Source organism: Mycobacterium syngnathidarum (assembly GCF_001942625.1).
In the GTDB taxonomy this organism is placed as follows: Bacteria; Actinomycetota; Actinomycetes; order Mycobacteriales; family Mycobacteriaceae; genus Mycobacterium; species Mycobacterium syngnathidarum.
The window spans coordinates 86,039-109,787 of sequence record NZ_MLCL01000011.1; the positions used below are offsets into that span (position 1 = coordinate 86,039).

Here is a 23,749-nt window from a genome sequence, read left to right on the forward strand (position 1 = left end):
GTCGGTAGTGTCCACCCCATGACCGACACGTACGAGTCCGCATCCGTCGACATCAAGGACCACGTCGCCCAGGTGACGCTGCTCGGTCCCGGCAAGGGCAACGCGATGGGCCCGGCGTTCTGGGCCGAGATGCCCGACGTGTTCGGCACTCTGGACGCCGACCCCGAGGTGCGCGCGATCGTGCTGACCGGCTCGGGCAAGAACTTCAGCTACGGGTTGGACCTGCCGGCCATGGGCGCCGAGATGCCCGGGCTCGACGCCGGCGCCGGTGACCGTGCCGCGTTCCACAAGCGCCTGATGAAGATGCAGGGCGCCATCACCGCCGTCGCCGACTGCCGTACCCCGACCATCGCCTCGATCCACGGCTGGTGCATCGGCGGAGGCGTGGATCTGATCAGCGCCGTGGACATCCGCTACGCGAGCACCGACGCGAAGTTCTCGGTGCGCGAGACCAAGCTGGCCATCGTCGCCGACGTGGGCAGCCTGGCCCGGCTGCCGCTGATCCTGTCCGACGGACACCTGCGCGAGCTCGTGTTGACGGGTAAGGACATCGATGCGGCACGGGCCGAGCGCATCGGTCTGGTCAACGACGTGTACGCCGACGCCGACGCTTCATTGGCGGCCGCACACGCCACGGCCGCCGAGATCGCCGCCAACCCGCCGCTGACCGTCGCCGGGGTCAAAGACGTGCTCGACCAACAGCGCACCGCCAGGGTGGCCGAGAGCCTGCGCTACGTGGCCGCATGGAATTCGGCCTTCCTGCCGTCGAAGGATCTGGCCGAGGCGGTCACCGCGATGTTCCAGAAGCGCCCGCCGCAGTTCACCGGGGAATAGGCGTCCAGCCGAGCTCGGTCTTGGCCTTGGCATTTGACAGCGGAAGCCAGGCGGTGCCGAATGCCGTTGCCGGATAGGGTGCTGCCAGTCCCACCAGGCGGTGCGAGATCGGCCACGGCCGCGGCCGGTTCAGCTTCGCGTTGAGCTCGGCGATGTAGTCGCCGAAGGACTGCGGCCGGTCGTCGACGATGTTGTAGATCTGCCCGCCCCGGCCCCTCTCGAGCGCGTCGGCGGTGGCCCGGGCAACGTCGTCGATGTGTACCCACGACAGCACCCCGGTGCCCGACATCGCAGGCACCGCCCACCATTTGGCCAGCCGGCGAAACAGGTCGTCATGGGTGACGCCGGGACCGTAGAACACGCCGTAGCGCAACACGATGCCCTCGGTATCGCTGTGTCCTCCCGAACCGATGACGTTGCGCTCCATGCCGCGCAACGCCTCCAGCATCGCGTCACCACCACGTGGCGGCGGCCCCGGATACGGATCTGTCTCGTCGAGCAATTCCGGTCCGGTCGGCCCGTACCCGTAGGCGAAGATCACCGATTCGGCGACCACGCGGCGTACCCCGGCCCGCTGCGCGGCCGCCACCAAATTGCCCGCACCCCGGCTCCACAACTCTTTGGCCGGTTCGAAATCTTTCATCCGCTTCGGCCCCCACTTCGGCAATGTGGTCAGCAGACTCACCACCGTCTCGGGCGCGAACTCTGCCAGCACCGCATCGATCTGGGCGCTGTCGAGGACATCGGCCACCACAGGCTTGGCCCCGGCCGCCGAGATCTGGTCGGTCTTGCCCGAGGACCGGGTCACCCCGATGACCTCGTGGCCGCGCGCGTTGAGCTCACGCAGCAGCGGGATTCCCGGGACACTGGTCGCACCGGCTACCAGGACGCGCATCTACCGTTCTCCTGACTTCTCGTCGGACATGCTGGTACGCAACGCAATCGCCAACAAGGCCGTGGTCACCACCAGACCCGCGGCCTCCAGCCAACCGACCCAGTTGCCGGCTGCGTGGTTCGTGTCGATGAGGTGGCTCAACGAATGAAGGGCCCAGTGCACGGTGGCGAAGGCCAGTGTCGGCACCCGCCACCGCGGCCACTTGAGTGCCGCCAGCATCATCAATCCGAGCGGCAACTCGAAGGATGCGTTGTCGAGGATGTAGTGGTCGTTGCGCACCCCGAAGGCCCCGAGCGTGTCGTAGAACGTGCCCGGAGCCAGGAGCATGAACAGACCGAGTGTCACCGAGTAGACCCCGAACACGGCGAGGACCACTTCTGGGTAGCGCCGGGTGTAGGTCACCGGGCCCGCAGCGTTGGCCATGCCATCACGTTAGCGCCGCAGTGGTCTCCGAGTAGGCTCCAATTCCATGGCAACTTCGGGTACCAGTTCGGCCCCTGAGCTGCTCGTCGAACTGGACCGGGACAGCAAGCGGCCGTTGCACCGTCAACTCGCCGACGGACTGCGCGACGCCATCCGGTCCGGCCGGCTGACTGCCGGCACCCGCATGCCGTCCACCCGCGTGCTGTCGGCCGACCTCGAGGTGTCGCGCCGATTGGTGGTCGAGGCGTACGGGCAGTTGACGGCCGAGGGCTTCCTGCACAGCCACCAGGGCGGCTGCACCCGCGTCGCCGCTGTCGAGGCCGTCCCCACCAGCGGCACCCGGCCTGATCGCGCCCATCCCCGATTCGACATCGACTTCGCCCCCGGTTCCCCTGATCTCGCGAGTTTCCCGCGCCAGGCCTGGCTGCGCGCCATGCGGCAGGGGCTCGCCGAAATCGAGTCCAGCGCCTTCGGTTACGTGGCCCCACACGGATTGCCGGCCGCGCGCGCCGCGGTGGCCGACTACCTCCAGCGCACCCGCGGCGTCGTCGCCGACCCCCGGCTGGTGGTGTTGTGCTCGGGTGCAACACAAGCCGTCGCACTGCTGGCCCGATGCCTCGACGGCCCGGTGGCCACCGAAGATCCGGGATTCTGGCTGCACCGAATGGTCCTGCAACACAACGGCATCGATCCGCTACCCATCCCGGTGGACGGCAACGGCATCGACGTCGGCGCGCTGGCGGCCAGCGGGGCAACCACGGCGTTGACCACCCCGGCTCACCAGTCGCCGACCGGCGTGGTGCTCTCGGCCGCCCGGCGCACCGAGCTTCTGGAGTGGGCCCAACCCGGCCGGCTGATCGTCGAAGACGACTACGACGCAGAGTATCGCTACGACCGGGCCCCCGTCGGCGCGCTGCAAGGGGTGGCACCCGACCGGGTGGTGTACCTCGGCTCGACCAGCAAGACCCTGGCACCCGGGCTGCGCATCGGCTGGATGGTGGTGCCGGCACATCTGATCGAGCGGGTCAGAGCCGCCAAAGGTCTTGCCGACACCGGTAGTTCGGTGATGGACCAGATCGCGTTCAGCCAGTTCCTGTCCTCCGGAGGCTACGACCGCCACCTGCGTCAGATGCGTCGCCGCTACCCGGCCCGCCGTGCCGCCCTGCTGACCGCGCTGTCGCGTCACCTACCGCAGGGCGAGGTCCTCGGCGCAGCTGCGGGCGTGCACCTGACCGTGCGCTTCCCGGCCGGTTTCCCCATCGAGGAACTCACCCGCCACGCCACCGAATCGCGCATCCGACTGGAGCCCCTGGCACCCTGTTACGCCGATCCGGCGACCGCACCACCGGGATTGATCCTCGGCTATGCCAACGTCACCGAATCCCAGATCGCCGCGGGCGTCGAGCAGCTGGGCCGCATCGCGCGTCACCTCGGCGCGGCGGGACCCTAACCTCCCGAGGTTCGATTGACGCTCTGCTCCGGTTGCTTCACGCCCAGTTTGCCGGCCACGTAATCCGCGGCCTGATCCGTCAAACCGTTGACCGCGTACAAGTTGTGAGCGTTGTTGTCGCCACCGGTGGGTGAACACACCGGATCCTCCGGGATGCACAGGTCGTCGGTCTTGGCGACGTACCGGGAACCAACCGTGATCGGCGGTGCGCCGGTGTAGATCATCTGCAGGAAACCGCTCGAGGGCTTGCCGAACAGCGCCACTGCGGCGACATGGTCAGCCGCCTCCGCAGGAAGCGGGCCACTGATGCTCGGCGGCAACACGAACCCCTGCGGCACCGCGTCCGCGGTGATGTAGGCAGCCACCGCCGCCCCCTGCGAGAAACCGCCCAGCACAATCTTCGTGTCAGGGCAGGCCGCCACCGTGTCCCGGACCTTGTTGCTCGCATCGGCCACGCCGTCGGCCGCCGTCGCAAAGTCAAGCGACGCCGGGTAATTCACTGCGTAGACATCGATCGACCTGTCACCGGCCCGGCTGCGCAGCGCATCCACGAACGCCTCCCCGACACCGCCGACTCCCGGCGGCTCGAACGTGCCCCGCGCGAATATCACCTGCACATCCGAGCAAGGATCGGCCGAAGCCTGACCGGCGGCCGCTATACACCCGCCCGCCACGAACATCGCCGACGCCACCGCACTCAACCAACGACCGATCCGGTTCATTTCCGACCCACACCCTTTCGTGCCAACTACTCCTCGATACCCAAGATCAAGGCGGCGCGAATCTCTGCGGGAGTGTGATCTAGGACACTCTCACCGTCGGCATAGGGTGGTCAGGTTTACTACGAGGCGGCGCCGACGTGCTGACGCTCGCGCTTCTCGTCGTAGTAGCGAGCCCGCTCGTCGACAGCCGCGAGGAACTGGGCGAGCTCCTCGCGTGCCTTCTCGCCCTCGGGCCCGAAGTCGGTTCGGTCGAAGATCCGCCAGAAGCGCAGCACCGGTTGCACCACGTCATCGTGATGCACGCGCAGATCGTAGATTCCCGCCTTGGCGATGGTGATGGCGTTCTGCGCGAAGTCGGGCATCCCCATGCCCGGCATCGCGAAGTTCACCACCTCATCGCGGATGGCCATCATCGCGGCATCGGGGGCGATGTCCAGCGCTGCGGCCATGAGGTTGCGGTAGAACACCATGTGCAAGTTCTCGTCCGCGGCGATCCGCGCCAGCAACTGGTCGGCGATCGGACAACCGGACGCGCGACCGGTGTTGCGGTGCGACACTCGCGTGGCCAGCTCCTGGAATGACACGTAGGCCATCGCCGCCAACGGCGTCTTGTCACCCGAGTCATATCCGGCGACCGTATGGGCCATGCGAAGACGTTCCAGCACAACGGGATCCACACCACGCGTGACGACCAGGTAATCGCGCAACGCGATGCTGTGGCGACCTTCTTCTGCCGTCCACTGGCCGACCCAGGTCCCCCACGCGCCGTCGCGGGAGAACCGCGTGGCGATCTCGCGGTGATAGGACGGCAGATTGTCCTCGGTGAGCAAGTTGACCGTCATGGCGACCTTGGCCACGTGGTCGAGCGGTGAATCCTCGGGCTGCCAGTCTTCGCCGTCCAGGAAGGCGAAGTCACGCCCCCTGCTCCAGGGCACGTAGTCGTGCGGAAACCATTCCCGCGCCATCGACAGATGGCGGTCGAGGTTGCTCGCGACAACCGGTTCGAGTTCGTGGAGCAGTCCGCTCTGGGCATCCATACGTTGTCCTCCCAACATTCTCGGCAGGTGTCGGCATCAGCGTGCCGCGTCGTAACCTACGGTAGCGTAGGTTACGGAACCGTAGGTTACTTTTGGGTGAAACAAAAGCCCCTCGAGCGGCGGGTCGTCTGCTGAAGCGCACCAGGCGGCAACGGTCCGTCAGTAGGCTCGCTCGAATGTGCACGCGAGTCATCTGGCCCGAGGCAGGCGATGCAGTCCTGGTCGGCAGAAACATGGATTTCCACAAGGACCTGATGACAAACCTGTGGAAGCAACCCCGCGGCGTCCAACGCGACGACGCCGTATCCGGCAAGCTGACCTGGACCTCGAAGTACGGCAGCGTGATCGCCGCCGCCTTCGACATCACTTCCGTGGACGGAATAAACGAGGCGGGCCTGGCGGGGCACATCCTGTGGCTGGCCGAATCGACCTACGGCGAACCGGACGCCTCACGCACCCAACTCGGCCAGGCCATCTGGCTGCAGTATTTCCTGGACAACTTCGCCACCGTCGCCGAGGCCGTCGCCTGGATCGCGGAAACCGACGTGCAGGTGGTGCAGATGGATGACCCGACCGGCGGCGTCCGCCCCGGCCTGCACCTGGCCCTCGACGACGCGACCGGAGACTCGGCGATCATCGAGTACGTCGACGGCCACCCGAGGGTGTACCACTCGAAGGACTACCGGGTGATGACCAATTCACCGACCTTCGATCAACAGCTGGAGCTGGTGAAGTCGTTCACCGGACTCGGCGGGGACCAGCCGCTGCCCGGCTCCACCCTGGCCAGCGACCGCTTCGCCCGGGCCAGTTACTACGCCGGCCGGCTGCCCAAACCGGCCGGCCAGGTGCAGGCCATCGCCGGCATGTTCTCGGTGATCCGCAACGCCGCGCAGCCCTTCCGCATCCCCGACCCAGGCAAACCCGATGCCTCCCAGACCATCTGGCAGGTGGTACTCGACCTCACCAACAAGCGCTACGTCTACGAGTCCACCACCCGGCCCAACATCGTGTGGGTGGACCTGGCCGATCTCGACTTCTCCGAGGGAAGCCCGCAACTCAAGCTCGATCTCATGAGCGAACTCGCGGTACAAGGCGGCATCGCGGGCAACGTGGCCGACAAGTTCGCCGACAAGGGCCCCATGACGTTCCTGTCCCTGAAAATCATGGAGGAACTGGAAGCGGCCCAGAAGCACCAGGCCTGAGCCGAAAGGCTCAGTCCCACCAGAAGTTCCAGTAAGGCCACTGCGAGAGCCCGTTGCGGAAAACCTTCGGCGGCAGATCGCTCCAGAGGGCACACGGGACACGCTCGGCACCATCTCCGAATTCCACTGCGCTTCAACGCGAACCACCACGCGGTCGGCTTGTGGACGCGCATGGCCGTTGAATTCGACCAGCAGACCGCCTATGGGTCGCATCAGTCGATGAGGCTGATGGGTGCGGGATCGGCAAACAGTGCCGTCGGGATCACGAGAACCTGCTTGGGGCGGACTCGCAGCACGATCAACGCACCCGCCGGGGCGGACCGAGATGATGTTGCTGCGATCGATGACCAGGGTGGTCGCCGGGGTGTCGATACGGATACGGGTTTCATCGCCTCGCGGAGGGTGCCACGCGGCAGCTGGTAGAGAACCTGCAGTGAGACCGACGGACTACTCCGCTGAGCTCGCGGCACGATGCACAGCTCGCCGCGCGCCTCCTGTTCCCTCAGCGCCAGCTGCTTCTCAGCAGGCACACCGCGCTGCGTCGTCCTCACACCTCCCAACCGGCCTCCACATCGCGGGCGTTCCACTCGCGAACCACGCCGCGCAACTCGGTGCGCACCGCCGCGCGGCGGACCTCTGGACGGTGATGCCAGTGGCACATCCAGCAGGAGCAGATGCTGGTGCCGGTGTAGACGAATTCCCAGTAGCAGCAACGGATGCGGCCGATGGTCCAGTCGGGATCGAAGTCGGGAAGGTCACACTCGCGGTCGGCGCATCGGTGGACGGCGCGCACGGCGATCTCGCGGCGAGCTACGCGGACGCGGTAGGGGGTGTGGGCATCGGTACGGGACATGCGGGTCCTCGGAAATTGGGGCGCCCCACCGAGTCCGCAGACCGACCGCGGGATGGGGCTACCTCGGTCTCTGAAGACCACCGGCCGAAGTTGCTCGCACGGATGAGAGGCTACTCGGTGATGCTGACCGAAGCGGCGGACACCAGCACCGAATCGCAGGCCACAGCCGTCAGTCGCGTTCGAGGGTGTAGGCGCCGCTGGTGTCGTCGAAGCGTGCGACGTCGTTCGGCGCGGCGGTGATGAGGAACTCGCGCACCCACGGGAACCTGACCGCGAGCGACGACCGGGTCCAGAGCTCGTGGTTCGCGGCGTCGTCCATGTACTCCTGCGACTCGCGACCGGTGACGGATGTGTAGGTGCCGTCCTCGTCGGCGGTGATCCATCGAGGCGGATGCTGGTGGTGCAGCTTGGTGACGATGACGGCCCCGTCGACCTCCTCGAGCGTCGGCCGGGCCGCGTCCGCCCGGGTGACGTCGAGCAGCTTGCCGACCCCACCCGTGGCTTCGACCAGACCGCTCCAACCCCGGTTCGCGAGTACTCGCGACTCGGCGAAGGTCAGCATGCGCAACGTGAGCACCTTCCCGATGACGGCACCGTCGTCGGAGCGGATGGTGTCGAAGGCGTCGCCGTGCTGCGATGCGGTGGCGGCGATGGCGAAGATCCGAGTGCCGACCAGGATCGGCTCCGCGTTACACCACGGGATCTGGATGGGCGGTGTCCGGCGGTTCGTCGCGATGTCGTTGCAGACGATCTGGAGCGCCACGAGCGCCGCGCCCACCTGATCGGGTAGGACCTCGACGGCGAGTTCGACGGGGAGCCGGTCGTCGACGGGCAGCCGTGAGACGCCGGCGGTCATGACTGTGGTGAACGACGGAGCGGGTTTCTCCACGACCACCACAGAGCCGCCGATGCGCTCCTGGAAGACGAGCGGCTTGATGTCGAGGGCGGAGTACATGTGCTCGGCGATCCGGTCGTCGCAGTCGCGGAGCTGGCGGTCCATGGTGTGAGAGTAGTGCGGTCCCCCAAGGGGCTCTCAACTCCCCGCTGCGAGCACCCCGGTAGGCCCTGTGCCCCAACGGATTCTCTGTTTTCGAGGATCAACCCATGCTGCCGCGCTTTACCGAGACGTGGGTTCCGTTCTGTTCCGACGAACTCACCCCCGCCGAGTCGATCGCGCTCACCGATGTCGAGGGCTTCATCCCGTACCTCACCGGAAGTGGCCCGAAGGCGGCCGCCCGCACCGCGTCGAGATGAGCAAGGACGGCCGTCCCGGAGTAGGTACCGCGTCGAGGGCTCAGTCCCACCAGAAGTTCCAGTAGCCCCACTCCGCCAGGCCGAGACGGAACGCATCCGGTTTCATCCCTTGGTCGATGTTGTCGGGACAAAACCCGTAGTGCTCGCGGAGGAGTGCCTCGGTCTGCTCCTCCGTCTTGGGCCGGCGGCCCACCTGCACCGTCATGGTGTCGAACCCGATGCTCACCAGGACCGCGCCGAACCGGTCCTCCCATGACCGCAGCACGGCGGAGAAGTCGGCGCCTGACATCGCGTAGTTCGTGCCGCCCCACCAGCCGAGCGCCGCAGGAACATCCGCGGGACGAGCAACGGGCACCAGCAGCAGCCCGCCCGCCTCGACGTCGAGCTGATCGGGCCGCAGGTCCGGTCCAGGCTGTGCGGGCGCGAGCGCGGTGACGGCCGGCACGGTGGGCTCCTCGAAGTGGTCGAGAGCCAGCAGCATTTCCAGCGCGTCGGGGACCTCGCCCTCGGGGCCTTCCATCTCACCGTCGCCCCACGGCCGGTCAAGGGCGTTGTCGAGACCCAGCGCCTGCAGAGGCCAGAGACCGGTCTGCGGGAACACCGCGGCGAGCGAGCGGACCAGTTCGGTCAGTTGGTCCTCGGGCAACAGCTCGAGGCTGATCCAGCCGACGGGCGCACCGCCGCCCTCCTCGGCCGTCACGATGCGGCCGGGCGGCAGGGCGATCCCCGCGAGGTCACCGGCGTCGGCGGCGGGCAGGGGCCCTGGGGTGGCGCGAAACATCTTCAGCTCCTTCGTGAGCGGCGATCCTCTTCAGCTGCAGGCACTTTCGCAGATGCCGTGGGTCAGATCACTCCCGACACATGCAGGGTCGCAACGAGATCGAGGATGTGCAGGAGCCCCAGGAACGCCAGCACCGCACCGGCGACGATCAACCAGATCCCGCCAGAGTGCGGATTCGACGTGCGGTGTACGTCCGATCGCGCCGACCCGTCCGGATGCAGCAGGCGACGGTCGTCTTCGCGGTTCCAGCGGGCGCGGGCAACACGTCGGCGAACACCCACTACGAGCAGCGCCACGCCCGCGGCGATGAACAAGACTGCGCGGACCGCGGGCCCGATCCACGACGCGCCATCCCCTTGTGCGAGCACGTACTCGACCATCACACGCCCCCCTGATCAGCCAGTGCCGGTACACATCTTGCGCTTGCGACGTTGCCGAGGAGAACCGGGGTCACCAGTCGTCAGGCGCCGAGATCAACGTGCCGCCGGCCAGTTCGGACGAGGTGAGCCCGTCCGCCGGGAGGTAATCCGCGGGCGATCCCGCGATCGAAGCGTCGGCGCTGGTAAGAGCGGTGGCGGAGGGATTTGAACCCCCGGACGGTGTTAGCCGTCTCTCGCTTTCAAGGCGAGTGCATTAGGCCGCTCTGCCACGCCACCGCCGACAAGCGTACGGGCTTTACACGCGGCCGATGTGAGCGGGCGGCGCTCCACTCTTCAGCGCGACGCTGATCCGGCGACAGTTCTCGCCCATCGCGGCGATCTGCGGACGCGAGAGCCTACCGAGAAAGTGTGAGCGGACGCCCTGCCCGTACGTCACCATCGCCTCACGAACCGCGATCCTGCCCTCTTCGGTGATCGTGGCGACCACCCCACGCCCGTCATCGGGACTGGCACACCTGGTCACCAGGTTCTGAACTTCCAGCCGCCGGATCTGCCGGGTAACCCGGCTGGGCAGAGACATCAACCGCTCGGCCAAGTCACCCATCCGGGCGGACCCGGTCGACGACTTGTCCAAGATGTCGAGCAAGCGCACATCGTTGAGGGTCAGGTGATGCGCGTCCACCAGCGACCGGTTCAAGGTCGCATACATTCGCAACGCCGAGTCGAGGTAGTTCTGCCATGACCTCTGCTCGGCGATGTCCAGGCCCGGCATGTCACCCGCCGTGCGCCCCGCAATCATCCCCGCCATGGGCGCAATCGTAAGGGACGTCAGTATTGCTGCGCGCGAAAAATAGCGTGCTTGTAGCGTGGAAAAAATGCATGCAATCGCCGCGTCCGCCGAGGGCCGTCTGACCTGGGAAAACGTCGCTGATCCGGCAGTAGCAAACGACGAGGTTCTGATCCGCGTTCACGCCGCCGGAGTCAATCGCGCCGATCTGCTGCAAGCCGCGGGCAAGTATCCGCCCCCACCAGGCGCCAGTGAGGTCATCGGCTTGGAGGTCTCGGGCACGGTCGCCGCGCTCGGCGCGGATGTTACCGACTGGTCAGTGGGGCAACCGGTGTGCGCATTGCTCGCCGGGGGCGGCTATGCCGAATACGTCGCCGTACCCGCCGCCCAGGTGCTGCCGTTGCCCGATGGCGTTGCTCTCAGCGAGGCCGCCGGGCTTCCCGAGGTGGCCTGCACGGTGTGGTCGAACCTCATCATGACCGCGGGTTTGGCGGCCGGTCAGGTCGTGCTGTTGCAGGGTGGAGCCAGCGGGATCGGCACCCATGCCACCCAGGTGGCCCATGCCCTCGGCGTACGAGTTGCGGTGACGGCCGGCTCCGCCGACAAGCTGGCCCTGTGCCGCGAGTTGGGCGCCGACATCACCATCAACTACCGCGACGAGGACTTCGTGGAGCGGCTCCGGACCGAAACCGGCGGCGCCGGAGCCGATGTGATCCTCGACATCATGGGAGCCGCCTACCTGGATCGCAATGTCGACGCGCTGGCCATCGGCGGACGGCTGGTGATCATCGGCATGCAGGGCGGCATCAAGGCCGAGCTGAACATCGCCAAGCTGCTGGGTAAACGCGCCGGGGTCGTCGCGACCTCACTGCGGCCGCGTCCGGTCGACGGGCCCGGCGGCAAGGGCGAGATCGTGCGGGCGGTGCGCGACAACGTCTGGCCGATGATCGCCGATGGCCGGGTACGCCCGATCATCGGTGCCGAACTGCCCATCGCCGAGGCCCAGCGGGCCCACGAACTGCTGGCCTCCGGTGAGGTGTCGGGAAAGATCGTGCTGACGGTCTAGTTTCGCCTCGAGGCGCGATCAGCCGAGCGAGGCCAAAGCCCGCACGAGCTGATCGACCTCGGCACCGGTCGAGTAGTGCGACAGCCCGACCGTCACCGCGCCGCCGATGTCGTTGACCCCGATCACGTCGAGCACACGCGAGCTGGCGTTGGAGATCGCCAGGATGCCGTTGTCCGCCAGGCGCTGCACCACGCGCTCGGCCGGGATGTCGCGCACGACGAAGCTCAGCACCGGAATCTGCGACTCCGGCCTACCGATCACCATGACCAACGGCAACGAGCGCAGCGAGGCCACCAGGTACTCGAACAGCCGGTCCAGGTACGCATTCGCCGACTTCATCGACACGGCCAGGCGCTCGCGCCGCGAACCGCTGGCCGTGTCATCGAGGTTCGACAGATACTCGATGCTGGCCACCACGCCGCCAAGCAGTCCGTACTGGTGTCCGCCCACCTCCAGGCGAGCCGGTCCGGTGGCGTGCGGATCCAACGACACCGAGGCCAGCGAATCGAGCGTCGAGGGGTCGCGGAAGACGAGTGCGCCGATGGGCGGACCGCCCCACGGCACCGCGTTGAGCGCCAGCACGTCGGCGTCGATCTCATTGATGTCGATGAGCCGGTACGGCGCCGCCGCGGAATGGTCGACCACGACCATGCCGCCGACCTCGTGGGTGAGCTTGGTCACCTCCCCCAGATCGGTGACGGTCCCCAGGGTCGATGACGCCGACGCGATGGCCACCAGCCGGGTCGGCTTGTCGATCAGCCCTTCCCACTGCCAGGACGGCAGCTCACCGGTCTCGATGTCGACCTCGGCCCACTTGACCTTCGCGCCATAGCGATTGGCAGCCCGCAACCACGGGGCGATGTTCGCCTCGTCGTCGAGGCGGGTGACCACCACCTCGTAGCCGAGGCCGACCCGGCTCGAGGAGGCCTCGGCCAAGGCGTTCAGCAGCTGGGCACGGTCGGCACCGAGGACCACACCCCGCGGATCGGCGTTGACCAGGTCTGCCACCGCCTGCCGGGCGGCGGTGAGCACGGCCGCGCTGCGCCGCGCCGACGGGTGCGGCCCGACAGCGGCGGGCATCGAGCCGCGGAAGGCAGTGGAGACCGTCGTCGCGACGGAGTCGGGCACCAGCATGCCGTTCTGGGCATCAAAGTGAACCCACCCATCGCCCAAAGAGGGGTGCAGGCCCCGCACCCGGGCGACGTCGTATGCCATGCCAGCCACCTTAGAGCGTCCGCCGATATCACAAACCGACACGATTTGGGGGGCGCCCGACCGCACGTTTGCGCTTCCGAGACCATGCTCGGACCGGGTCACCTGGGCAGCCATACTAGTCCAGTGGGCTTCGGGTTCGGAGTGCTAATCGCACTGTTTTTGCTGGTGATCCCCGGGGCGCTGATAGCCAGGGCGGGCGGACTGACCGTGTCGGCGGCGGTTGCGGTGGGTCCAGCCTTGACCTACGGCACCGTTGCGTTGACGATCGTCCCGCTCGGGGCGATCGGCGTGCCGTGGAACGCGTGGGCAGCTTTGTTTGCTGTCGCGATCGTCGCTGCCATTGCGGTCGCTGTACGGAAGGCGCTGGCGCGCCTCCGTGACCGCGACGCCGAGGCGTCCGGCCTCTCCTGGCCGCCCGCCGCGGTGGTTGCGGCGGGCGTGCTGTTGGGCGCCGCGCTGATTGCTGCCGCGGCGTTCGCCGGTCTCCCGCACTGGCAATCGATCCCCAGCACCTGGGACTCGGTATGGCACGCCAACACCATCCGCTGGATCCTCGACACCGGCCAGGCCTCACCGACCCACATGGGCGAGCTGCGCAACGTCGAAACTCACGAGGCGCTCTACTACCCGTCGGCCTTCCACGCCCTGGCCGCGGTCTACTGCCAGATCACGGGTGCCGCCGCGACCACCGCGTACACCGTGAGTTCGGTCGCCGCGGCAGTCTGGCTGTTCCCGGTGAGCGCGGCGGTGCTGACGTGGAAGATGGTCCGCCCACACACCTGCGAGATGCGCACCGCAGTCGCATCCGCCACCGCGGCGGCGATCACCGCCTCCTTCACCGCCGTGCCCTACGTCGAATTCGATGTGGCGGCGATGCCCAACCTGGTCGCATACGGCCTGGCCGTGCCGGCGTTCGCATTGATCATCTCGACACCGGCACATCGCGACCGCATCGGCCTGGCCGTGCTGGCGACAGTGGGCGTCTTCTCGGTGCACCTCACCGGTGGCGTGGTGACCGCGCTGCTGGTGGGCGTCTGGTGGCTGGCCGAGGCGCTGTGGCGGCCGGTGCGCAGCCGGCTGTCCGACCTTCTGGCGCTGGCCGCCGTTGCGGTGCCGACCCTGGCAATCATGCTGCCCCAGTTCCTGGGGGTCCTTCAGCAAGCCGACATCATCGTGGGCCACGCCTTCGTCAACCACCTCGGCAAGAAACACTCGCTGTTCGCAGCGGTCGTGCAGCACACCCGCCACCTCAACGATTTCCCGATCCAGAACCTGCTCATCGCCCTGGCCGGCATCGGCGGCCTGGTCATGCTGGTCAAGAAGATCTGGTGGCCACTGGTGGTCTGGCTGATCCTGATCGCCTCGATCGTGCATTCCGGCGCACCCTTCGGCGGACCACTGGGCGTCATCACCGGCACGTTCAGCGACCTGTTCTACAGCGATCCGCGTCGGTTGTCGGCGGTCGTGACGATGCTCTATGCGCCGATGGCCGCGATCGGACTGTGCGCGCTGGTCCTGCTGGGTGCCGCCGCCCTGCGCCGCGCCGGTGCCCGCCCGGCCTGGATCCGTGCCACGGCTGCCGTCGCCCTCGTCGCCACCTCCGTCGGACTGGCCTGGCACTACTTCCCCCGGCACGAGTACCTGTTAGGGCAGAAGTACGACTCGGTGATCATCGGCGCCAAGGACCTCGAAGCCTTCGCCTACCTGGCCGAACTGCCCGACGCCCGCACCACACTGATCGGCGACGCCAACACCGACGGCACCGCCTGGATGTATGCGGTATCGGGGCTGCACCCACTGTGGACGCACTACGACTACCCGGTGCAACAAGGCCCCGGATATCACCGCTTCATCTTCTGGGCCTACGCCGACGACGCGGACACCGACCCCCGCGTTGCCGAGGCAGTCGAGGCACTCAACATCCGCTACGTGCTCACCAGCACACCGGTGGTCCGCGGGTTCGCCATGCCGGACGGGCTAGTGTCGCTAGACAGCTCACGGTCGTGGGAGAAGATCTACGACAACGGTGAGGCCCGCATCTACCGCTGGCACGGTGAAAACGCGGCCACCAAAGCGACAAACCGAAACGATCCAAGGGAAGGCGATGACCATCAACCCCGACGATGACAACATCGAGATCCTGGCCAGCACGGCCGACGACACCGATGCCGACGCTGACGGCAAGTCGCTGACCGACCTCGTCGAGCAACCGGCGAAGGTCATGCGCATCGGGACGATGATCAAGCAGCTGCTCGAAGAGGTGCGTGCGGCTCCGCTCGACGAAGCCAGCCGCAACCGGCTACGCGACATCCACCGGACCAGCATCCGCGAACTCGAGGACGGCCTGGCGCCCGAGCTGCGCGAAGAACTCGAGCGGCTGACGCTGCCCTTCACCGAGGACAGCGCCCCCTCCGATGCCGAGCTACGCATCGCCCAGGCGCAATTGGTCGGCTGGCTCGAGGGCCTGTTCCACGGCATCCAGACGGCGTTGTTCGCTCGGCAGATGGCCGCCCGCGCCCAGCTCGAGCAGATGCGCCAGGGCGCGCTGCCGCCCGGCCTGCAGGTCCCCGGCGGACAGCGCGGCGGCCCGTCGCACCCCGGCACCGGCCAGTACCTGTAGGTCGCGTTGTCTGATCCGTACATCTCGACGCGCGAAGCATGGGTGGAGTTCCCCATCTTCGACGCCAAGACACGCTCGTTGAAGAAGGCGTTCCTCGGCAAGGCCGGCGGCGCGATCGGGCGCAACGAGTCCAATGTCGTCGTCATCGAGGCGCTGCGCGACATCACCATGTCACTGAAAATGGGTGACCGGGTCGGGCTGGTGGGCCACAACGGTGCGGGCAAATCCACCCTGCTGCGGCTACTTTCGGGCATCTATGAGCCCACGAGGGGCTCGGCCACCGTCAACGGCCGCGTGGCCCCGGTGTTCGACCTCGGAGTCGGGATGGACCCGGAGATCTCGGGTTTCGAGAACATCATCATCCGCGGGCTGTTCCTCGGGCAGACCCGCAAACAGATGCTGGCCAAGGTCGACGAGATCGCTGAGTTCACCGAACTCGGCGAGTACCTGTCGATGCCGCTTCGCACCTATTCGACCGGCATGCGGGTGCGTCTGGCGATGGGCGTGGTCACCAGCATCGACCCGGAAATCCTGTTGCTCGACGAAGGCATCGGCGCCGTCGACGCGGAGTTCCTCAAGAAGGCGCAGTCACGGCTGCAGAGCCTGGTGGAGCGGTCTGGAATCCTCGTATTCGCAAGCCATTCCAACGAATTCCTGGCCCGGCTCTGCAAGACCGCGATGTGGATCGACCACGGCACCATCAAGATGACCGGCGGGATCGAAGAGGTGGTGCGCGCCTACGAGGGCGAGGACGCCGCGCGGCATGTGCGTGAGGTGCTGGAGGAAACGGCTCGTGGCACCTGAGTCCGTCATCGCGGTGATCGTGACCCACCGGCGCCGTGAGTTGCTGGCCCAGTCCCTGGCGGCAGTGGTGAACCAGGATCGCAGGCCCGACCACCTGATCGTGATCGACAACGACAACGACGAGGCCGTCCGCGAGCTGGTGCTGAGCCAGCCCGTACCGGCGACCTACCTCGGATCACGCCGAAACCTCGGTGGCGCAGGCGGTTTCGCCCTCGGCATGCTGCGCGCCCTGGCCCAGGGCGCCGATTGGATCTGGCTCGCCGACGACGACGGCCGCCCCGCAGACAACACAGTGTTGTCGACTCTGCTGGCGTGCGCCGAGCAGTACACGCTGGCCGAGGTCTCGCCCATGGTGTGCAACCTCGACGACCCGCAACGGTTGGCGTTCCCGCTGCGCCGCGGGCTGGTCTGGCGGCGTCTGGTCAGCGAATTGCGCACCGAGGGTGAGGCAGACGTGCTGCCCGGAATCGCCTCGCTGTTCAACGGTGCCCTGTTCCGGGCTGCCACGGTGGAGTCCGTCGGAGTACCGGATCTGCGTCTGTTCGTCCGCGGCGACGAGGTCGAACTGCACCGCCGGCTCGTCCGCTCCGGCCTTCCGTTCGGGACCTGTTTGACCGCAAGCTATCTGCACCCATGCGGCACCGACGAGTTCAAGCCGATCCTCGGCGGCCGGATGCACACCCAGTACCCCGACGACGAGACCAAGCGGTTCTTCACCTACCGCAATCGCGGTTATCTGCTGTCCCAACCCGGTTTGCGCAAACTACTGCCACAGGAATGGGTGCGGTTCGCCTGGTATTTTCTGGTGTCCCGCCGCGACCCGGCAGGTTTACGCGAATGGATTCGCCTGCGGCGACTGGGCAGACGCGAAAGGTTCCACAGATGAGCTTCACCGACGCGGCATCCGATTCCAAGACGATGGCCCGGGCCGTGCGTGACCTACGCGAAGGTTTCGGCAAACGCGAACTGTGGCTGCACCTGGGCTGGCAGGACATCAAACAGCGCTACCGGCGCAGCGTGCTCGGTCCGTTCTGGATCACCATCGCCACCGGTACCACCGCGGTGGCGATGGGACTGCTCTACTCGAAGCTGTTCAAGCTGCCGCTCGAAGAACACCTGCCCTATGTCACGCTCGGTCTGATCATCTGGAACCTGATCAACGCGTCCATCCTCGAGGGTTCCGAGGTGTTCATCGCGAACGAAGGCCTGATCAAACAACTTCCGACGCCGTTGTCGGTCCACGTCTACCGGCTGGTGTGGCGGCAGCTGATCCTGTTCGGCCACAACATCGTCATCTTCGTGATCATCGCGATCATCTATCCCAAGCCCTGGAAATGGACGGACCTCGCGGTCATTCCGGCGCTGGGCCTGATCGTGCTCAATTGCGTTTGGGTGTCAATCTGTTTCGGCATCCTGGCCACCCGGTACCGCGACATCGGGCCGCTGCTGGCCTCGCTGGTGCAGCTGCTGTTCTTCATGACTCCGATCATCTGGAACGAGTCGACGCTGCAGCAGCAGGGCGCCGGATCCTGGGCCAAGATCGTCGAGATCAACCCGCTGCTGCACTATCTGGACATCGTGCGTGCACCGCTGCTGGGCGCTGACCAAGAGGTGCGGCACTGGGTGGTGGTTCTCGTTCTCACCGGAATCGGCTGGGCGTTCGCGGCGATCGCCATGCGTCAGTACCGTGCCCGCGTGCCCTACTGGGTCTGAGCCGCTACATATCCTCGGGCTCGGAGCCGAACACGAACCTGCGGCCCGAGATCTCCTTCGGCAGGATCCGGACGTAGCGGCGTTTCGTGGTGCCGATCCAGGAAAGCAGTTGGGCGCGTTCGGCCTCGGCGATCTCGTCAGGAGTCTCGAGAAGCTGCGGTACGCCCCGGACGATGACGCTCCAGCCTTCGACGAGATTGTGATCGTCGGCCTCGAACAACACCCGGTCGTTGAACAGGGTGCTGACCAATTTGGTCCCCTCCGCTGTGCGGAACAGCACCGTGCGTCGCTGGACGACGAAGTTCACCGGGAAGATCTCCAGCCTGGTGCCGATGGTCGACACCAGGCGACCCAACGTCACGCTGGACAGCAGCTGCCAGCACTCGTCCTCGCTGAGCACTGAAACCGGGCTCTGCGGCACCATGAGGCCACCGTAGCCGCCCAAAAGGCAATCGGCGCGTCCCACTCCCAATCAGGAGGGGGACGCGCCGATCACAGACGACTACTGGACGTTCATGTCCTCAGTTCATGTTCCAGGGCTCGCCGTAGGTGGTGACACTGTCACCGGTGGAGGCGATCAGGCGGGCGAACGGCCGCAGCAGCACACCGCCGGCCGCACCGGTCACCGTGCCGTGCGCGTTGGACACCGCCACACCGCCGGCCGGACCGGCCACGTCCACCGAGAAGGTGGCCACTTCCTGGATCCCCGGGCCGTTGCCCAGATCCGCGCTGATCGACACACCCGGGAACAGGTTCGGGGTGATCACCGACTCCAGACCAAAAGGCGGACCGGTGATGTCACCATCGTCGATCAGGATGTTCGGGGTGGTGTAGGAGAAGTTGATCCCCACACCGAGTGACCAGGGGAAGCCGATCTGATAGCCCAACTCCAAGGTGCCCTCGAAGTCCTCGGCGCCCGGGCCGGCCACGATGTACTTGGCCCGACCCGAATGGAACCACTCACGGGTCAACCGGTTGCGGTCCAACGGGAACACACCATTGAGGAAGGTGTCCCACTGCTGAACGGTCAGCGTCCGGTCCTGACCATCAACCAGGCTCAGCTCATTGTCCAGACCCGCATGGGAAGTGCCCGCGCCTATAAACAAGCCCGCGAAGATCCCGGCCAATGCGGTCACCAACGCGACCAGCACTCGACTCAATGCCAACATGTTCTCCCTAGCTGTGTCGGTGATCCATTCGTGCTTCACCAACCAGGGCCCCATCCAGACAGCCATCGCGATCCGTCGCCCGATTAGGGACGTCACACCTGGCTCTCATGCCTTGCTCATGATTGGCAGGAGGAAACGTAACCGGGCCGCATCTCAGCGGCAACGGCAACGGTTTTGGCCACCGCAACGGACAAACGTCAATACAAAGTTTGCTAAACCCACATCGGACTGCGTCACACCGTCACTGTCGGTTACCTGTGAACGCTGGCCCCGGCGGCCGCACCGAGGCGAGAGGACGGCGCCGGCGGATAGCCGTTTCATGGGGTAGGAACTGGTGTTTTACCCGTTCTGCAGAAGTCGCTGCGGGCAACCGAGCCGAGCCGAAGGATTGCCGCGGCCGCCGTCTGCAGCCCGCGCCGACCCTTCCATCCGACCGAGTTTGCGCTTGCTGTGTAAACGTTCCGTTACGCAGCGCCGGACCGTCGGATTAACTGAACAGCCGCAGATCGAATCAAGCGACCCGCAGTCGATATTCCTTTTTGTGACTGACATCACATCTACGGCCGGTGAATTCTCGGCTGTCGGCCCCATGTCACAGGCACTTCACAGCCGGGTCGGACGTTATCGCGATATGAGCATTCCGCCATATGAGCCCCCAAAGTCCCCTCAGTCCCCCGGAATCGGCAACACCTTGCTGTGCCCGAAGTGCGCCGGGGTCATGAAGACTTACGAGCGCAACGGCGTCCACCTGGAGCAATGCGACACCTGCCGTGGCATCTTCCTGGATTTCGGCGAGCTCGAGGCGCTGACTCAGATGGAGAACCGGTTCGTCCAGGCGCCACCGCCTCCGCCGCCGGCGCACCCGGGCTACCACCAGGGTTACTCGAACTACGGGCCGGGCTGGGGACACCGCGGCAACAAGCACTACCGCAAGCAGGGCTTCGGCCGGCTGTTCTTCTCCAGCTGAGGCATCCGCGCGCAGGCCGCCATCAGCAGCTCGTCGTCGGGATCAGTGGCGGCGGACTGAATGACGGCGGCCCGCGCGAACGGTTCCAGCACCGGCCACGGATCGCCCGCAGGCAATGCCGGACCGCCGGCGCGCCGGTAGGCGTCCAGAAACAGCGTCCAATCGGTGTCGGGAATGAGCCCGGCCGCCCAGAACCCGGCCGGACGCGCCAAATCCCAAGCCGGATCGCCCAATCCGAGATCGTCGACATCGATCAGCCGCCAGTGCCCGTCCTGCCGCCCCACCTGACCCAAGTGGAAGTCGCCGTGGACCAGGGTGCGAGGGCGGTCCGCTGACCCGGGCCGCCACACTTCGTCGGGCAGGCCCGCCGCGGCCCGGATCACCACATCGTCGCGGTGCCGCCGGGCCAGGCCGACCGCTCGCCGTAGCCGCGCCGGCCAGCCGTGCGCCGGCAATCGCTGAGTGAGCGGCTCGGTGTGCAGCGCTGCCAGCAGCCGACCGATATCGGTCCATGGCACACATTCCGGTTGCACCGCAACGGTTTCCACCAGGGGCCACCGCGTCAGCCAGCGCCCGTCCACTGCGTCGGCCACGCTCGACAGCGGGCTCAGGAGCACGCCGGTCCGGCCGGCAGCGCGCAGCCTCATGCGCAGCGAACGCGGATCGGTGCCCGGCCGGTGCAGCTTGTGTACGACCGCGCCGCACACCGTGACGTCTGCACCGGACCGAGTCTGCACACTGCCAGTTTCCCGCGAGATCAGCGCCGCGGGGCCGGCATCCGCACGGTCACGTTGATCCGGTTCCATGCGTTGATGGTGACGGCCATCGCGATCACCTGGCCGAGTTCGCGTTCGGTGAACGCGGCGGCAGCCCGCGCATACACGGCGTCGGGCACGTGGCCATTGCCGAGCTCGGTGATGGCCTCGGTCAGGGCCAGCGCCGCCTGCTCACGTTCGGTGAACAGATCGCCGGCCTCCTGCCACGCCGCGATCAGCGCCAGCCGCTGCTCCGTCTCACCCCGCTCGCGGGCGTCACGGGTGTGCATGTCCAGGCAGAACGCGCAGTGGTTGATCTGCGACGCGCGGATCTTGACCAGCTCACCGATGGTCGGGTCGATGTCCTTGGCCGCGGCGGCGGACAGCGCCATCATCGCGTCGTACAGCTCGGGCGACGTCTTGTAGATCTTGAGCCGGTCGACGGTCTTGGTGGGTTCGAGTGTCTGAGTCATGCGATCAACGCTAGACCGGAAAATACCGCCTAGATGGTTCAATTTAAGCGTGACTTCGCGGGCCAATCTGGGTAGCCGAGACCTGCATCTCGAGCTGCGCTCGATGATCGAACCCGGCAGCCGCACCGCCCGCGAACAGCTGATCACCGCACTTCGAGACGGCATTCGCGGCGGCAGCTTGAGCACCGGCACGCGGCTGCCGCCGTCCCGGGCGCTGGCCGCCGATCTGGGATTGGCCCGCAACACCGTCGCCGAGGCGTACGCCGAACTCGTCGCCGAAGGCTGGCTCGCGTCACGCCAGGGGGCCGGCACCTGGGTCACGCGCACTGCTTCCTCGCGGACCGCGCCCCGACCGCGTCGTATACCTGCCGTACCGCGGCACAACCTGATGCCCGGCTCCCCCGACGTGTCGGAGTTCCCCCGATCGGCCTGGTTGGCGTCGGCACGTCGGGCCGTGACGAACGTGCCGGTCGCAGCCCTGCGGATGGGTGATCCACGCGGCCCGCTTCCGCTGCGCGAGGCACTCGCCGAATATCTGGGCCGGGTGCGCGGGGTGCGCACCACGCCTGACTCCATCGTGATCTGCTCCGGCGTCCGCGACGGCGTCGACCTACTGGGGCGGGTACTGGGCGCCCGGCGGCCGATCGCCGTGGAGGCGCACGGCCTCTACATCTTTCGTGACGCGCTCGCAGCGCTGGGGGTACCGACCACACCCATCGGCCTGGACGAGCACGGCGCGGTGATCAGTGATCTGGAGATCCTCGACACTCCGGCAGTACTCCTGACCCCTGCGCATCAGAGCCCGTTCGGCATGGCCCTGCACCCGGCCCGGCGCACCGCGGTCATCGACTGGGCACAACGCACCGGCGGATACGTCGTAGACGACGACTATGACGGCGAGTTCCGCTATGACCGGCAACCCATCGGCGCCCTGCAGGCACTGAACCCCGAACGTGTCGTCTATCTGGGATCGGCCAGCAAGGCCATGGCCCAGGTGATGCGGGTGGGCTGGATGGTTCTGCCCGACGCACTGATCGATCCCGTCATCGCCGCCGCGGGCGGGGCTCAGTACCACGTCGATGCCCTCACCGCGCTGACCTTGGCCGACTTCATCCACAGCGGCGGCTACGACCGGCACATCCGGCGGATGCGCAACCGCTACCGCCGGCGGCGCGACGCCCTCGTCGACGCCGTGAGCGGATTCGGCCTCGGCATCGGCGGGCTGGCGGCTGGGGTGAACATGCTGCTCACCCTGCCCGACGGGGCCGAACCCGAGGTGCTGCGCCGAGCCGGCGAGGCCGGGATCGCACTGTCCGGGCTGTCGATCATGCGGCATCCGCAGGCCGGTCCGGATACCGCGGACCCCGACGGGGTGATCATCGGATTCGGGGCGCCCGCCGAGCACGCCTTCGGCCCGGCGGTCGATGCGCTGTGCGCGGTGTTGTCGGCCACCGGGATGTAGTTCGTCAGCCGGGAAGTTCGCAGCCGCCCTTCAGGATTCCCAGATCGTGGAAGATCTGATAGCAGGCCGGGTCGTCGGGCAATTTCCAATGGAAGCCCTCCAACAGGAAAACAGCCACCAAATTGATGACGATCACCGCACCGCACAACCAGATCGCGAGCTTCCCGACGGTGCGGTACGACGCCGGAATAGCCGTTGCCGCAGTCGAATGCGAGAACGTGAACACGATGCCGATTACGGCCACCGACGCGGTGAACAACACCCACGACCAAACGTATAGGTGCATCCCCAGAAATGCTCCGGCATATCCGGGGTCACCCGGAAGAATGTGCAGCATCGTCTGGCGCCAGGCCGCAAATCCGCCACAAATACTGGCGACAATTGCCATGCCCCAGCCGACCATGTAGTCGCGCGCCTCGATCACCCCGTCCATGCCCTTGCGGACGATGTAAACGCCACCGAGGGCCGCCAACGTCATGAACATGCGCTGCAACATGCACAGCGGGCAGGGGTACTCCCAGGCCAGGAACTGGAAGGCGAGCCCACCGCCGATGACGCCCGTCCAGCCGACGATGAATATGAATGCCAGCCAATATTGAATCGTGCCGGCGAAGCCGCCGCTGTTCTCAGTGACAGGAACACTCGTGGTATCGGTCATCGCGTCACCACGTCAACCCGAGGCCGAGGCCGCTGGTGATATGCACCTTCAAGAATAGGCAGCAAACAATGGTGACAATCCACCACGAGGCCACAATGGCCCGGCGCGACCGCTGTCTGTACATGAGGATCAATACACCCAGCATTCCGGCGAATATGAGAGTATCCACGGCCGCAAATGGTAGGGCGGTTTCTTTATTCACAAACACGTTTCGTCATAACTGTGCCTG

At 66.6% G+C, this 23,749-nt stretch carries 29 protein-coding genes and 1 tRNA gene; 12 read left to right on the plus strand and 18 right to left on the minus strand.

Annotated elements, in window-relative coordinates:
- Positions 1-18: 18 nt before the first annotated feature.
- Positions 19-834, plus strand: coding sequence for a crotonase/enoyl-CoA hydratase family protein (locus BKG60_RS03060; protein WP_070187554.1), 816 nt, complete (start codon positions 19-21; stop codon positions 832-834).
- On the opposite strand, the gene BKG60_RS03065 is transcribed toward BKG60_RS03060, so the two are convergent.
- Together BKG60_RS03065 and BKG60_RS03070 are read right to left on the minus strand one after the other, a co-directional pair.
- Positions 821-1,729, minus strand: coding sequence for an NAD-dependent epimerase/dehydratase family protein (locus tag BKG60_RS03065; RefSeq protein WP_075909204.1), 909 nt, complete (start codon positions 1,727-1,729; stop codon positions 821-823). The genes BKG60_RS03060 and BKG60_RS03065 overlap by 14 nt on opposite strands.
- The gene (locus BKG60_RS03070; protein WP_075909205.1) at positions 1,730-2,152 is read right to left on the minus strand and encodes a hypothetical protein; all 423 of its coding nucleotides are present in this window, start codon (positions 2,150-2,152) and stop codon (positions 1,730-1,732) included. It lies immediately after the preceding gene.
- A 46-nt stretch (positions 2,153-2,198) separates the two neighbouring features.
- On the opposite strand from BKG60_RS03070, the gene pdxR (BKG60_RS03075) reads away from it, so the two are divergent.
- Positions 2,199-3,602, plus strand: a complete 1,404-nt coding sequence (pdxR, locus tag BKG60_RS03075; RefSeq protein ID WP_075909206.1) for a MocR-like pyridoxine biosynthesis transcription factor PdxR — start codon at positions 2,199-2,201, stop codon at positions 3,600-3,602.
- Here pdxR (BKG60_RS03075) and BKG60_RS03080 read toward each other — a convergent pair.
- Both BKG60_RS03080 and BKG60_RS03085 read right to left on the minus strand, forming a co-directional pair.
- Positions 3,599-4,282, minus strand: a complete 684-nt coding sequence (locus BKG60_RS03080; protein ID WP_423226849.1) for a cutinase family protein — start codon at positions 4,280-4,282, stop codon at positions 3,599-3,601. The two genes, pdxR (BKG60_RS03075) and BKG60_RS03080, sit on opposite strands and share 4 nt — an antisense overlap.
- Before the next feature lie 161 nt (positions 4,283-4,443).
- Positions 4,444-5,361, minus strand: a complete 918-nt coding sequence (locus BKG60_RS03085; protein ID WP_110765074.1) for an acyl-ACP desaturase — start codon at positions 5,359-5,361, stop codon at positions 4,444-4,446.
- A 176-nt stretch (positions 5,362-5,537) separates the two neighbouring features.
- Here BKG60_RS03085 and BKG60_RS03090 point away from each other — a divergent pair, with 176 nt between their 5' ends.
- The gene (locus BKG60_RS03090) at positions 5,538-6,563 is read left to right on the plus strand and encodes a linear amide C-N hydrolase (RefSeq protein WP_075909208.1); all 1,026 of its coding nucleotides are present in this window, start codon (positions 5,538-5,540) and stop codon (positions 6,561-6,563) included.
- A gap of 212 nt (positions 6,564-6,775) precedes the next feature.
- Here the strand turns inward: BKG60_RS03090 and BKG60_RS31665 are convergent, their stop codons facing one another.
- The 3 genes from BKG60_RS31665 to BKG60_RS03100 all read right to left on the minus strand — a co-directional run bounded on the left by BKG60_RS31665 (position 6,776) and on the right by BKG60_RS03100 (position 8,416).
- Positions 6,776-7,093 carry a hypothetical protein gene (locus BKG60_RS31665; RefSeq protein WP_131827499.1) on the minus strand — a complete coding sequence of 106 codons (318 nt, stop codon included), beginning with the start codon at positions 7,091-7,093 and terminating at the stop codon, positions 6,776-6,778.
- Positions 7,094-7,110: 17 nt separating this feature from the next.
- Positions 7,111-7,416, minus strand: a complete 306-nt coding sequence (locus BKG60_RS03095) for a hypothetical protein (RefSeq protein WP_075909209.1) — start codon at positions 7,414-7,416, stop codon at positions 7,111-7,113.
- A gap of 169 nt (positions 7,417-7,585) precedes the next feature.
- Positions 7,586-8,416, minus strand: a complete 831-nt coding sequence (locus tag BKG60_RS03100; protein ID WP_075909210.1) for a 3-octaprenyl-4-hydroxybenzoate carboxy-lyase — start codon at positions 8,414-8,416, stop codon at positions 7,586-7,588.
- Between the two features lie 104 nt (positions 8,417-8,520).
- Here BKG60_RS03100 and BKG60_RS31850 point away from each other — a divergent pair, with 104 nt between their 5' ends.
- Entirely contained in the window at positions 8,521-8,670 is a 150-nt protein-coding gene (locus BKG60_RS31850) for a hypothetical protein (RefSeq protein WP_165688696.1), read from the plus strand.
- A gap of 40 nt (positions 8,671-8,710) precedes the next feature.
- On the opposite strand, the gene BKG60_RS03105 is transcribed toward BKG60_RS31850, so the two are convergent.
- From BKG60_RS03105 to BKG60_RS03120, 4 genes are all read right to left on the minus strand, one after another.
- Positions 8,711-9,451, minus strand: coding sequence for a DUF4253 domain-containing protein (locus tag BKG60_RS03105; RefSeq protein ID WP_075909211.1), 741 nt, complete (start codon positions 9,449-9,451; stop codon positions 8,711-8,713).
- 62 nt (positions 9,452-9,513) lie between these two features.
- Complete coding sequence (locus BKG60_RS03110; RefSeq protein ID WP_075909212.1) at positions 9,514-9,831, minus strand: hypothetical protein; 318 nt, start codon at positions 9,829-9,831, stop codon at positions 9,514-9,516.
- A 189-nt stretch (positions 9,832-10,020) separates the two neighbouring features.
- A tRNA-Ser gene (locus BKG60_RS03115) sits at positions 10,021-10,107 on the minus strand.
- Between the two features lie 19 nt (positions 10,108-10,126).
- Complete coding sequence (locus tag BKG60_RS03120) at positions 10,127-10,639, minus strand: MarR family winged helix-turn-helix transcriptional regulator (RefSeq protein WP_070187541.1); 513 nt, start codon at positions 10,637-10,639, stop codon at positions 10,127-10,129.
- 67 nt (positions 10,640-10,706) lie between these two features.
- Between BKG60_RS03120 and BKG60_RS03125 the strand changes: the two genes are divergently transcribed.
- Positions 10,707-11,684 carry an NAD(P)H-quinone oxidoreductase gene (locus tag BKG60_RS03125; RefSeq protein ID WP_075909234.1) on the plus strand — a complete coding sequence of 326 codons (978 nt, stop codon included), beginning with the start codon at positions 10,707-10,709 and terminating at the stop codon, positions 11,682-11,684.
- Between the two features lie 18 nt (positions 11,685-11,702).
- On the opposite strand, the gene BKG60_RS03130 is transcribed toward BKG60_RS03125, so the two are convergent.
- Positions 11,703-12,899, minus strand: coding sequence for a cysteine desulfurase-like protein (locus tag BKG60_RS03130; protein ID WP_070187540.1), 1,197 nt, complete (start codon positions 12,897-12,899; stop codon positions 11,703-11,705).
- 123 nt (positions 12,900-13,022) lie between these two features.
- Here BKG60_RS03130 and BKG60_RS03135 point away from each other — a divergent pair, with 123 nt between their 5' ends.
- Genes BKG60_RS03135 through wzm form a run of 5 tightly spaced genes read left to right on the plus strand, consistent with a single transcriptional unit; the run spans position 13,023 to position 18,036 of the window.
- Positions 13,023-15,026, plus strand: a complete 2,004-nt coding sequence (locus tag BKG60_RS03135; protein ID WP_075909213.1) for a DUF6541 family protein — start codon at positions 13,023-13,025, stop codon at positions 15,024-15,026.
- Positions 15,004-15,519: a bacterial proteasome activator family protein gene (locus tag BKG60_RS03140; protein WP_075909214.1), complete on the plus strand. Its 516-nt coding sequence runs from the start codon at positions 15,004-15,006 to the stop codon at positions 15,517-15,519. Before BKG60_RS03135 ends, BKG60_RS03140 begins: the two co-directional genes overlap by 23 nt.
- A gap of 6 nt (positions 15,520-15,525) precedes the next feature.
- The gene (wzt, locus tag BKG60_RS03145) at positions 15,526-16,323 is read left to right on the plus strand and encodes a galactan export ABC transporter ATP-binding subunit Wzt/RfbE (RefSeq protein WP_070187537.1); all 798 of its coding nucleotides are present in this window, start codon (positions 15,526-15,528) and stop codon (positions 16,321-16,323) included.
- Positions 16,313-17,209 (plus strand): galactofuranosyltransferase GlfT1, encoded by an 897-nt coding sequence (gene glfT1, locus BKG60_RS03150; protein WP_423226847.1) that lies wholly within the window; start codon positions 16,313-16,315, stop codon positions 17,207-17,209. Before wzt ends, glfT1 begins: the two co-directional genes overlap by 11 nt.
- On the plus strand, positions 17,206-18,036 hold the full coding sequence (gene wzm, locus BKG60_RS03155) for a galactan export ABC transporter permease subunit Wzm/RfbD (protein WP_070187535.1): 831 nt from the start codon (positions 17,206-17,208) through the stop codon (positions 18,034-18,036). Before glfT1 ends, wzm begins: the two co-directional genes overlap by 4 nt.
- A 4-nt stretch (positions 18,037-18,040) precedes the next feature.
- On the opposite strand, the gene BKG60_RS03160 is transcribed toward wzm, so the two are convergent.
- Both BKG60_RS03160 and mspA read right to left on the minus strand, forming a co-directional pair.
- On the minus strand, positions 18,041-18,460 hold the full coding sequence (locus BKG60_RS03160) for a pyridoxamine 5'-phosphate oxidase family protein (RefSeq protein ID WP_070187580.1): 420 nt from the start codon (positions 18,458-18,460) through the stop codon (positions 18,041-18,043).
- 97 nt (positions 18,461-18,557) lie between these two features.
- The gene (mspA, locus tag BKG60_RS03165; protein WP_070186691.1) at positions 18,558-19,205 is read right to left on the minus strand and encodes a porin MspA; all 648 of its coding nucleotides are present in this window, start codon (positions 19,203-19,205) and stop codon (positions 18,558-18,560) included.
- Between the two features lie 631 nt (positions 19,206-19,836).
- Between mspA and BKG60_RS03170 the strand changes: the two genes are divergently transcribed.
- A complete protein-coding gene (locus tag BKG60_RS03170; protein WP_083650223.1) occupies positions 19,837-20,172 on the plus strand; it encodes a TFIIB-type zinc ribbon-containing protein in 336 nt (111 codons plus the stop codon).
- Here the strand turns inward: BKG60_RS03170 and BKG60_RS03175 are convergent.
- Positions 20,130-20,978, minus strand: coding sequence for a phosphotransferase family protein (locus BKG60_RS03175; RefSeq protein ID WP_341350323.1), 849 nt, complete (start codon positions 20,976-20,978; stop codon positions 20,130-20,132). The two genes, BKG60_RS03170 and BKG60_RS03175, sit on opposite strands and share 43 nt — an antisense overlap.
- Positions 20,930-21,400 (minus strand): carboxymuconolactone decarboxylase family protein, encoded by a 471-nt coding sequence (locus BKG60_RS03180; RefSeq protein WP_070946595.1) that lies wholly within the window; start codon positions 21,398-21,400, stop codon positions 20,930-20,932. Before BKG60_RS03180 ends, BKG60_RS03175 begins: the two co-directional genes overlap by 49 nt.
- Positions 21,401-21,449: 49 nt before the next feature.
- On the opposite strand from BKG60_RS03180, the gene pdxR (BKG60_RS03185) reads away from it, so the two are divergent.
- Complete coding sequence (gene pdxR, locus BKG60_RS03185; protein WP_120764806.1) at positions 21,450-22,862, plus strand: MocR-like pyridoxine biosynthesis transcription factor PdxR; 1,413 nt, start codon at positions 21,450-21,452, stop codon at positions 22,860-22,862.
- A gap of 4 nt (positions 22,863-22,866) precedes the next feature.
- On the opposite strand, the gene BKG60_RS03190 is transcribed toward pdxR (BKG60_RS03185), so the two are convergent.
- Both BKG60_RS03190 and BKG60_RS32805 read right to left on the minus strand, forming a co-directional pair.
- Complete coding sequence (locus tag BKG60_RS03190) at positions 22,867-23,520, minus strand: disulfide bond formation protein B (RefSeq protein WP_070946594.1); 654 nt, start codon at positions 23,518-23,520, stop codon at positions 22,867-22,869.
- Between the two features lie 4 nt (positions 23,521-23,524).
- Complete coding sequence (locus BKG60_RS32805) at positions 23,525-23,728, minus strand: DUF5993 family protein (RefSeq protein WP_070946593.1); 204 nt, start codon at positions 23,726-23,728, stop codon at positions 23,525-23,527.
- Between the last annotated feature and the right edge of the window lie 21 nt (positions 23,729-23,749).

Coding starts and splice junctions, on each gene's coding strand:
- BKG60_RS03105 (WP_075909211.1), bottom strand. CDS start 9,451: ATGTTTCGCGCCACCCCAGGGCCCCTGCCCGCCGCCGACGCCGGTGAC.
- BKG60_RS03190 (WP_070946594.1), bottom strand. CDS start 23,520: ATGACCGATACCACGAGTGTTCCTGTCACTGAGAACAGCGGCGGCTTC.
- BKG60_RS03090 (WP_075909208.1), top strand. CDS start 5,538: ATGTGCACGCGAGTCATCTGGCCCGAGGCAGGCGATGCAGTCCTGGTC.
- BKG60_RS03175 (WP_341350323.1), bottom strand. CDS start 20,978: ATGGAACCGGATCAACGTGACCGTGCGGATGCCGGCCCCGCGGCGCTG.
- BKG60_RS03140 (WP_075909214.1), top strand. CDS start 15,004: ATGACCATCAACCCCGACGATGACAACATCGAGATCCTGGCCAGCACG.
- wzm (WP_070187535.1), top strand. CDS start 17,206: ATGAGCTTCACCGACGCGGCATCCGATTCCAAGACGATGGCCCGGGCC.
- BKG60_RS03060 (WP_070187554.1), top strand. CDS start 19: ATGACCGACACGTACGAGTCCGCATCCGTCGACATCAAGGACCACGTC.
- BKG60_RS03085 (WP_110765074.1), bottom strand. CDS start 5,361: ATGGATGCCCAGAGCGGACTGCTCCACGAACTCGAACCGGTTGTCGCG.
- BKG60_RS03170 (WP_083650223.1), top strand. CDS start 19,837: ATGAGCATTCCGCCATATGAGCCCCCAAAGTCCCCTCAGTCCCCCGGA.
- BKG60_RS03100 (WP_075909210.1), bottom strand. CDS start 8,416: ATGGACCGCCAGCTCCGCGACTGCGACGACCGGATCGCCGAGCACATG.
- BKG60_RS03160 (WP_070187580.1), bottom strand. CDS start 18,460: ATGGTGCCGCAGAGCCCGGTTTCAGTGCTCAGCGAGGACGAGTGCTGG.
- BKG60_RS03095 (WP_075909209.1), bottom strand. CDS start 7,416: ATGTCCCGTACCGATGCCCACACCCCCTACCGCGTCCGCGTAGCTCGC.
- mspA (WP_070186691.1), bottom strand. CDS start 19,205: ATGTTGGCATTGAGTCGAGTGCTGGTCGCGTTGGTGACCGCATTGGCC.
- BKG60_RS03180 (WP_070946595.1), bottom strand. CDS start 21,400: ATGACTCAGACACTCGAACCCACCAAGACCGTCGACCGGCTCAAGATC.
- BKG60_RS31850 (WP_165688696.1), top strand. CDS start 8,521: ATGCTGCCGCGCTTTACCGAGACGTGGGTTCCGTTCTGTTCCGACGAA.
- BKG60_RS03070 (WP_075909205.1), bottom strand. CDS start 2,152: ATGGCCAACGCTGCGGGCCCGGTGACCTACACCCGGCGCTACCCAGAA.
- BKG60_RS03080 (WP_423226849.1), bottom strand. CDS start 4,282: ATGTTCGTGGCGGGCGGGTGTATAGCGGCCGCCGGTCAGGCTTCGGCC.
- BKG60_RS03120 (WP_070187541.1), bottom strand. CDS start 10,639: ATGGCGGGGATGATTGCGGGGCGCACGGCGGGTGACATGCCGGGCCTG.
- BKG60_RS03125 (WP_075909234.1), top strand. CDS start 10,707: ATGCATGCAATCGCCGCGTCCGCCGAGGGCCGTCTGACCTGGGAAAAC.
- BKG60_RS03065 (WP_075909204.1), bottom strand. CDS start 1,729: ATGCGCGTCCTGGTAGCCGGTGCGACCAGTGTCCCGGGAATCCCGCTG.
- BKG60_RS03110 (WP_075909212.1), bottom strand. CDS start 9,831: ATGGTCGAGTACGTGCTCGCACAAGGGGATGGCGCGTCGTGGATCGGG.
- BKG60_RS03130 (WP_070187540.1), bottom strand. CDS start 12,899: ATGGCATACGACGTCGCCCGGGTGCGGGGCCTGCACCCCTCTTTGGGC.
- pdxR (WP_075909206.1), top strand. CDS start 2,199: ATGGCAACTTCGGGTACCAGTTCGGCCCCTGAGCTGCTCGTCGAACTG.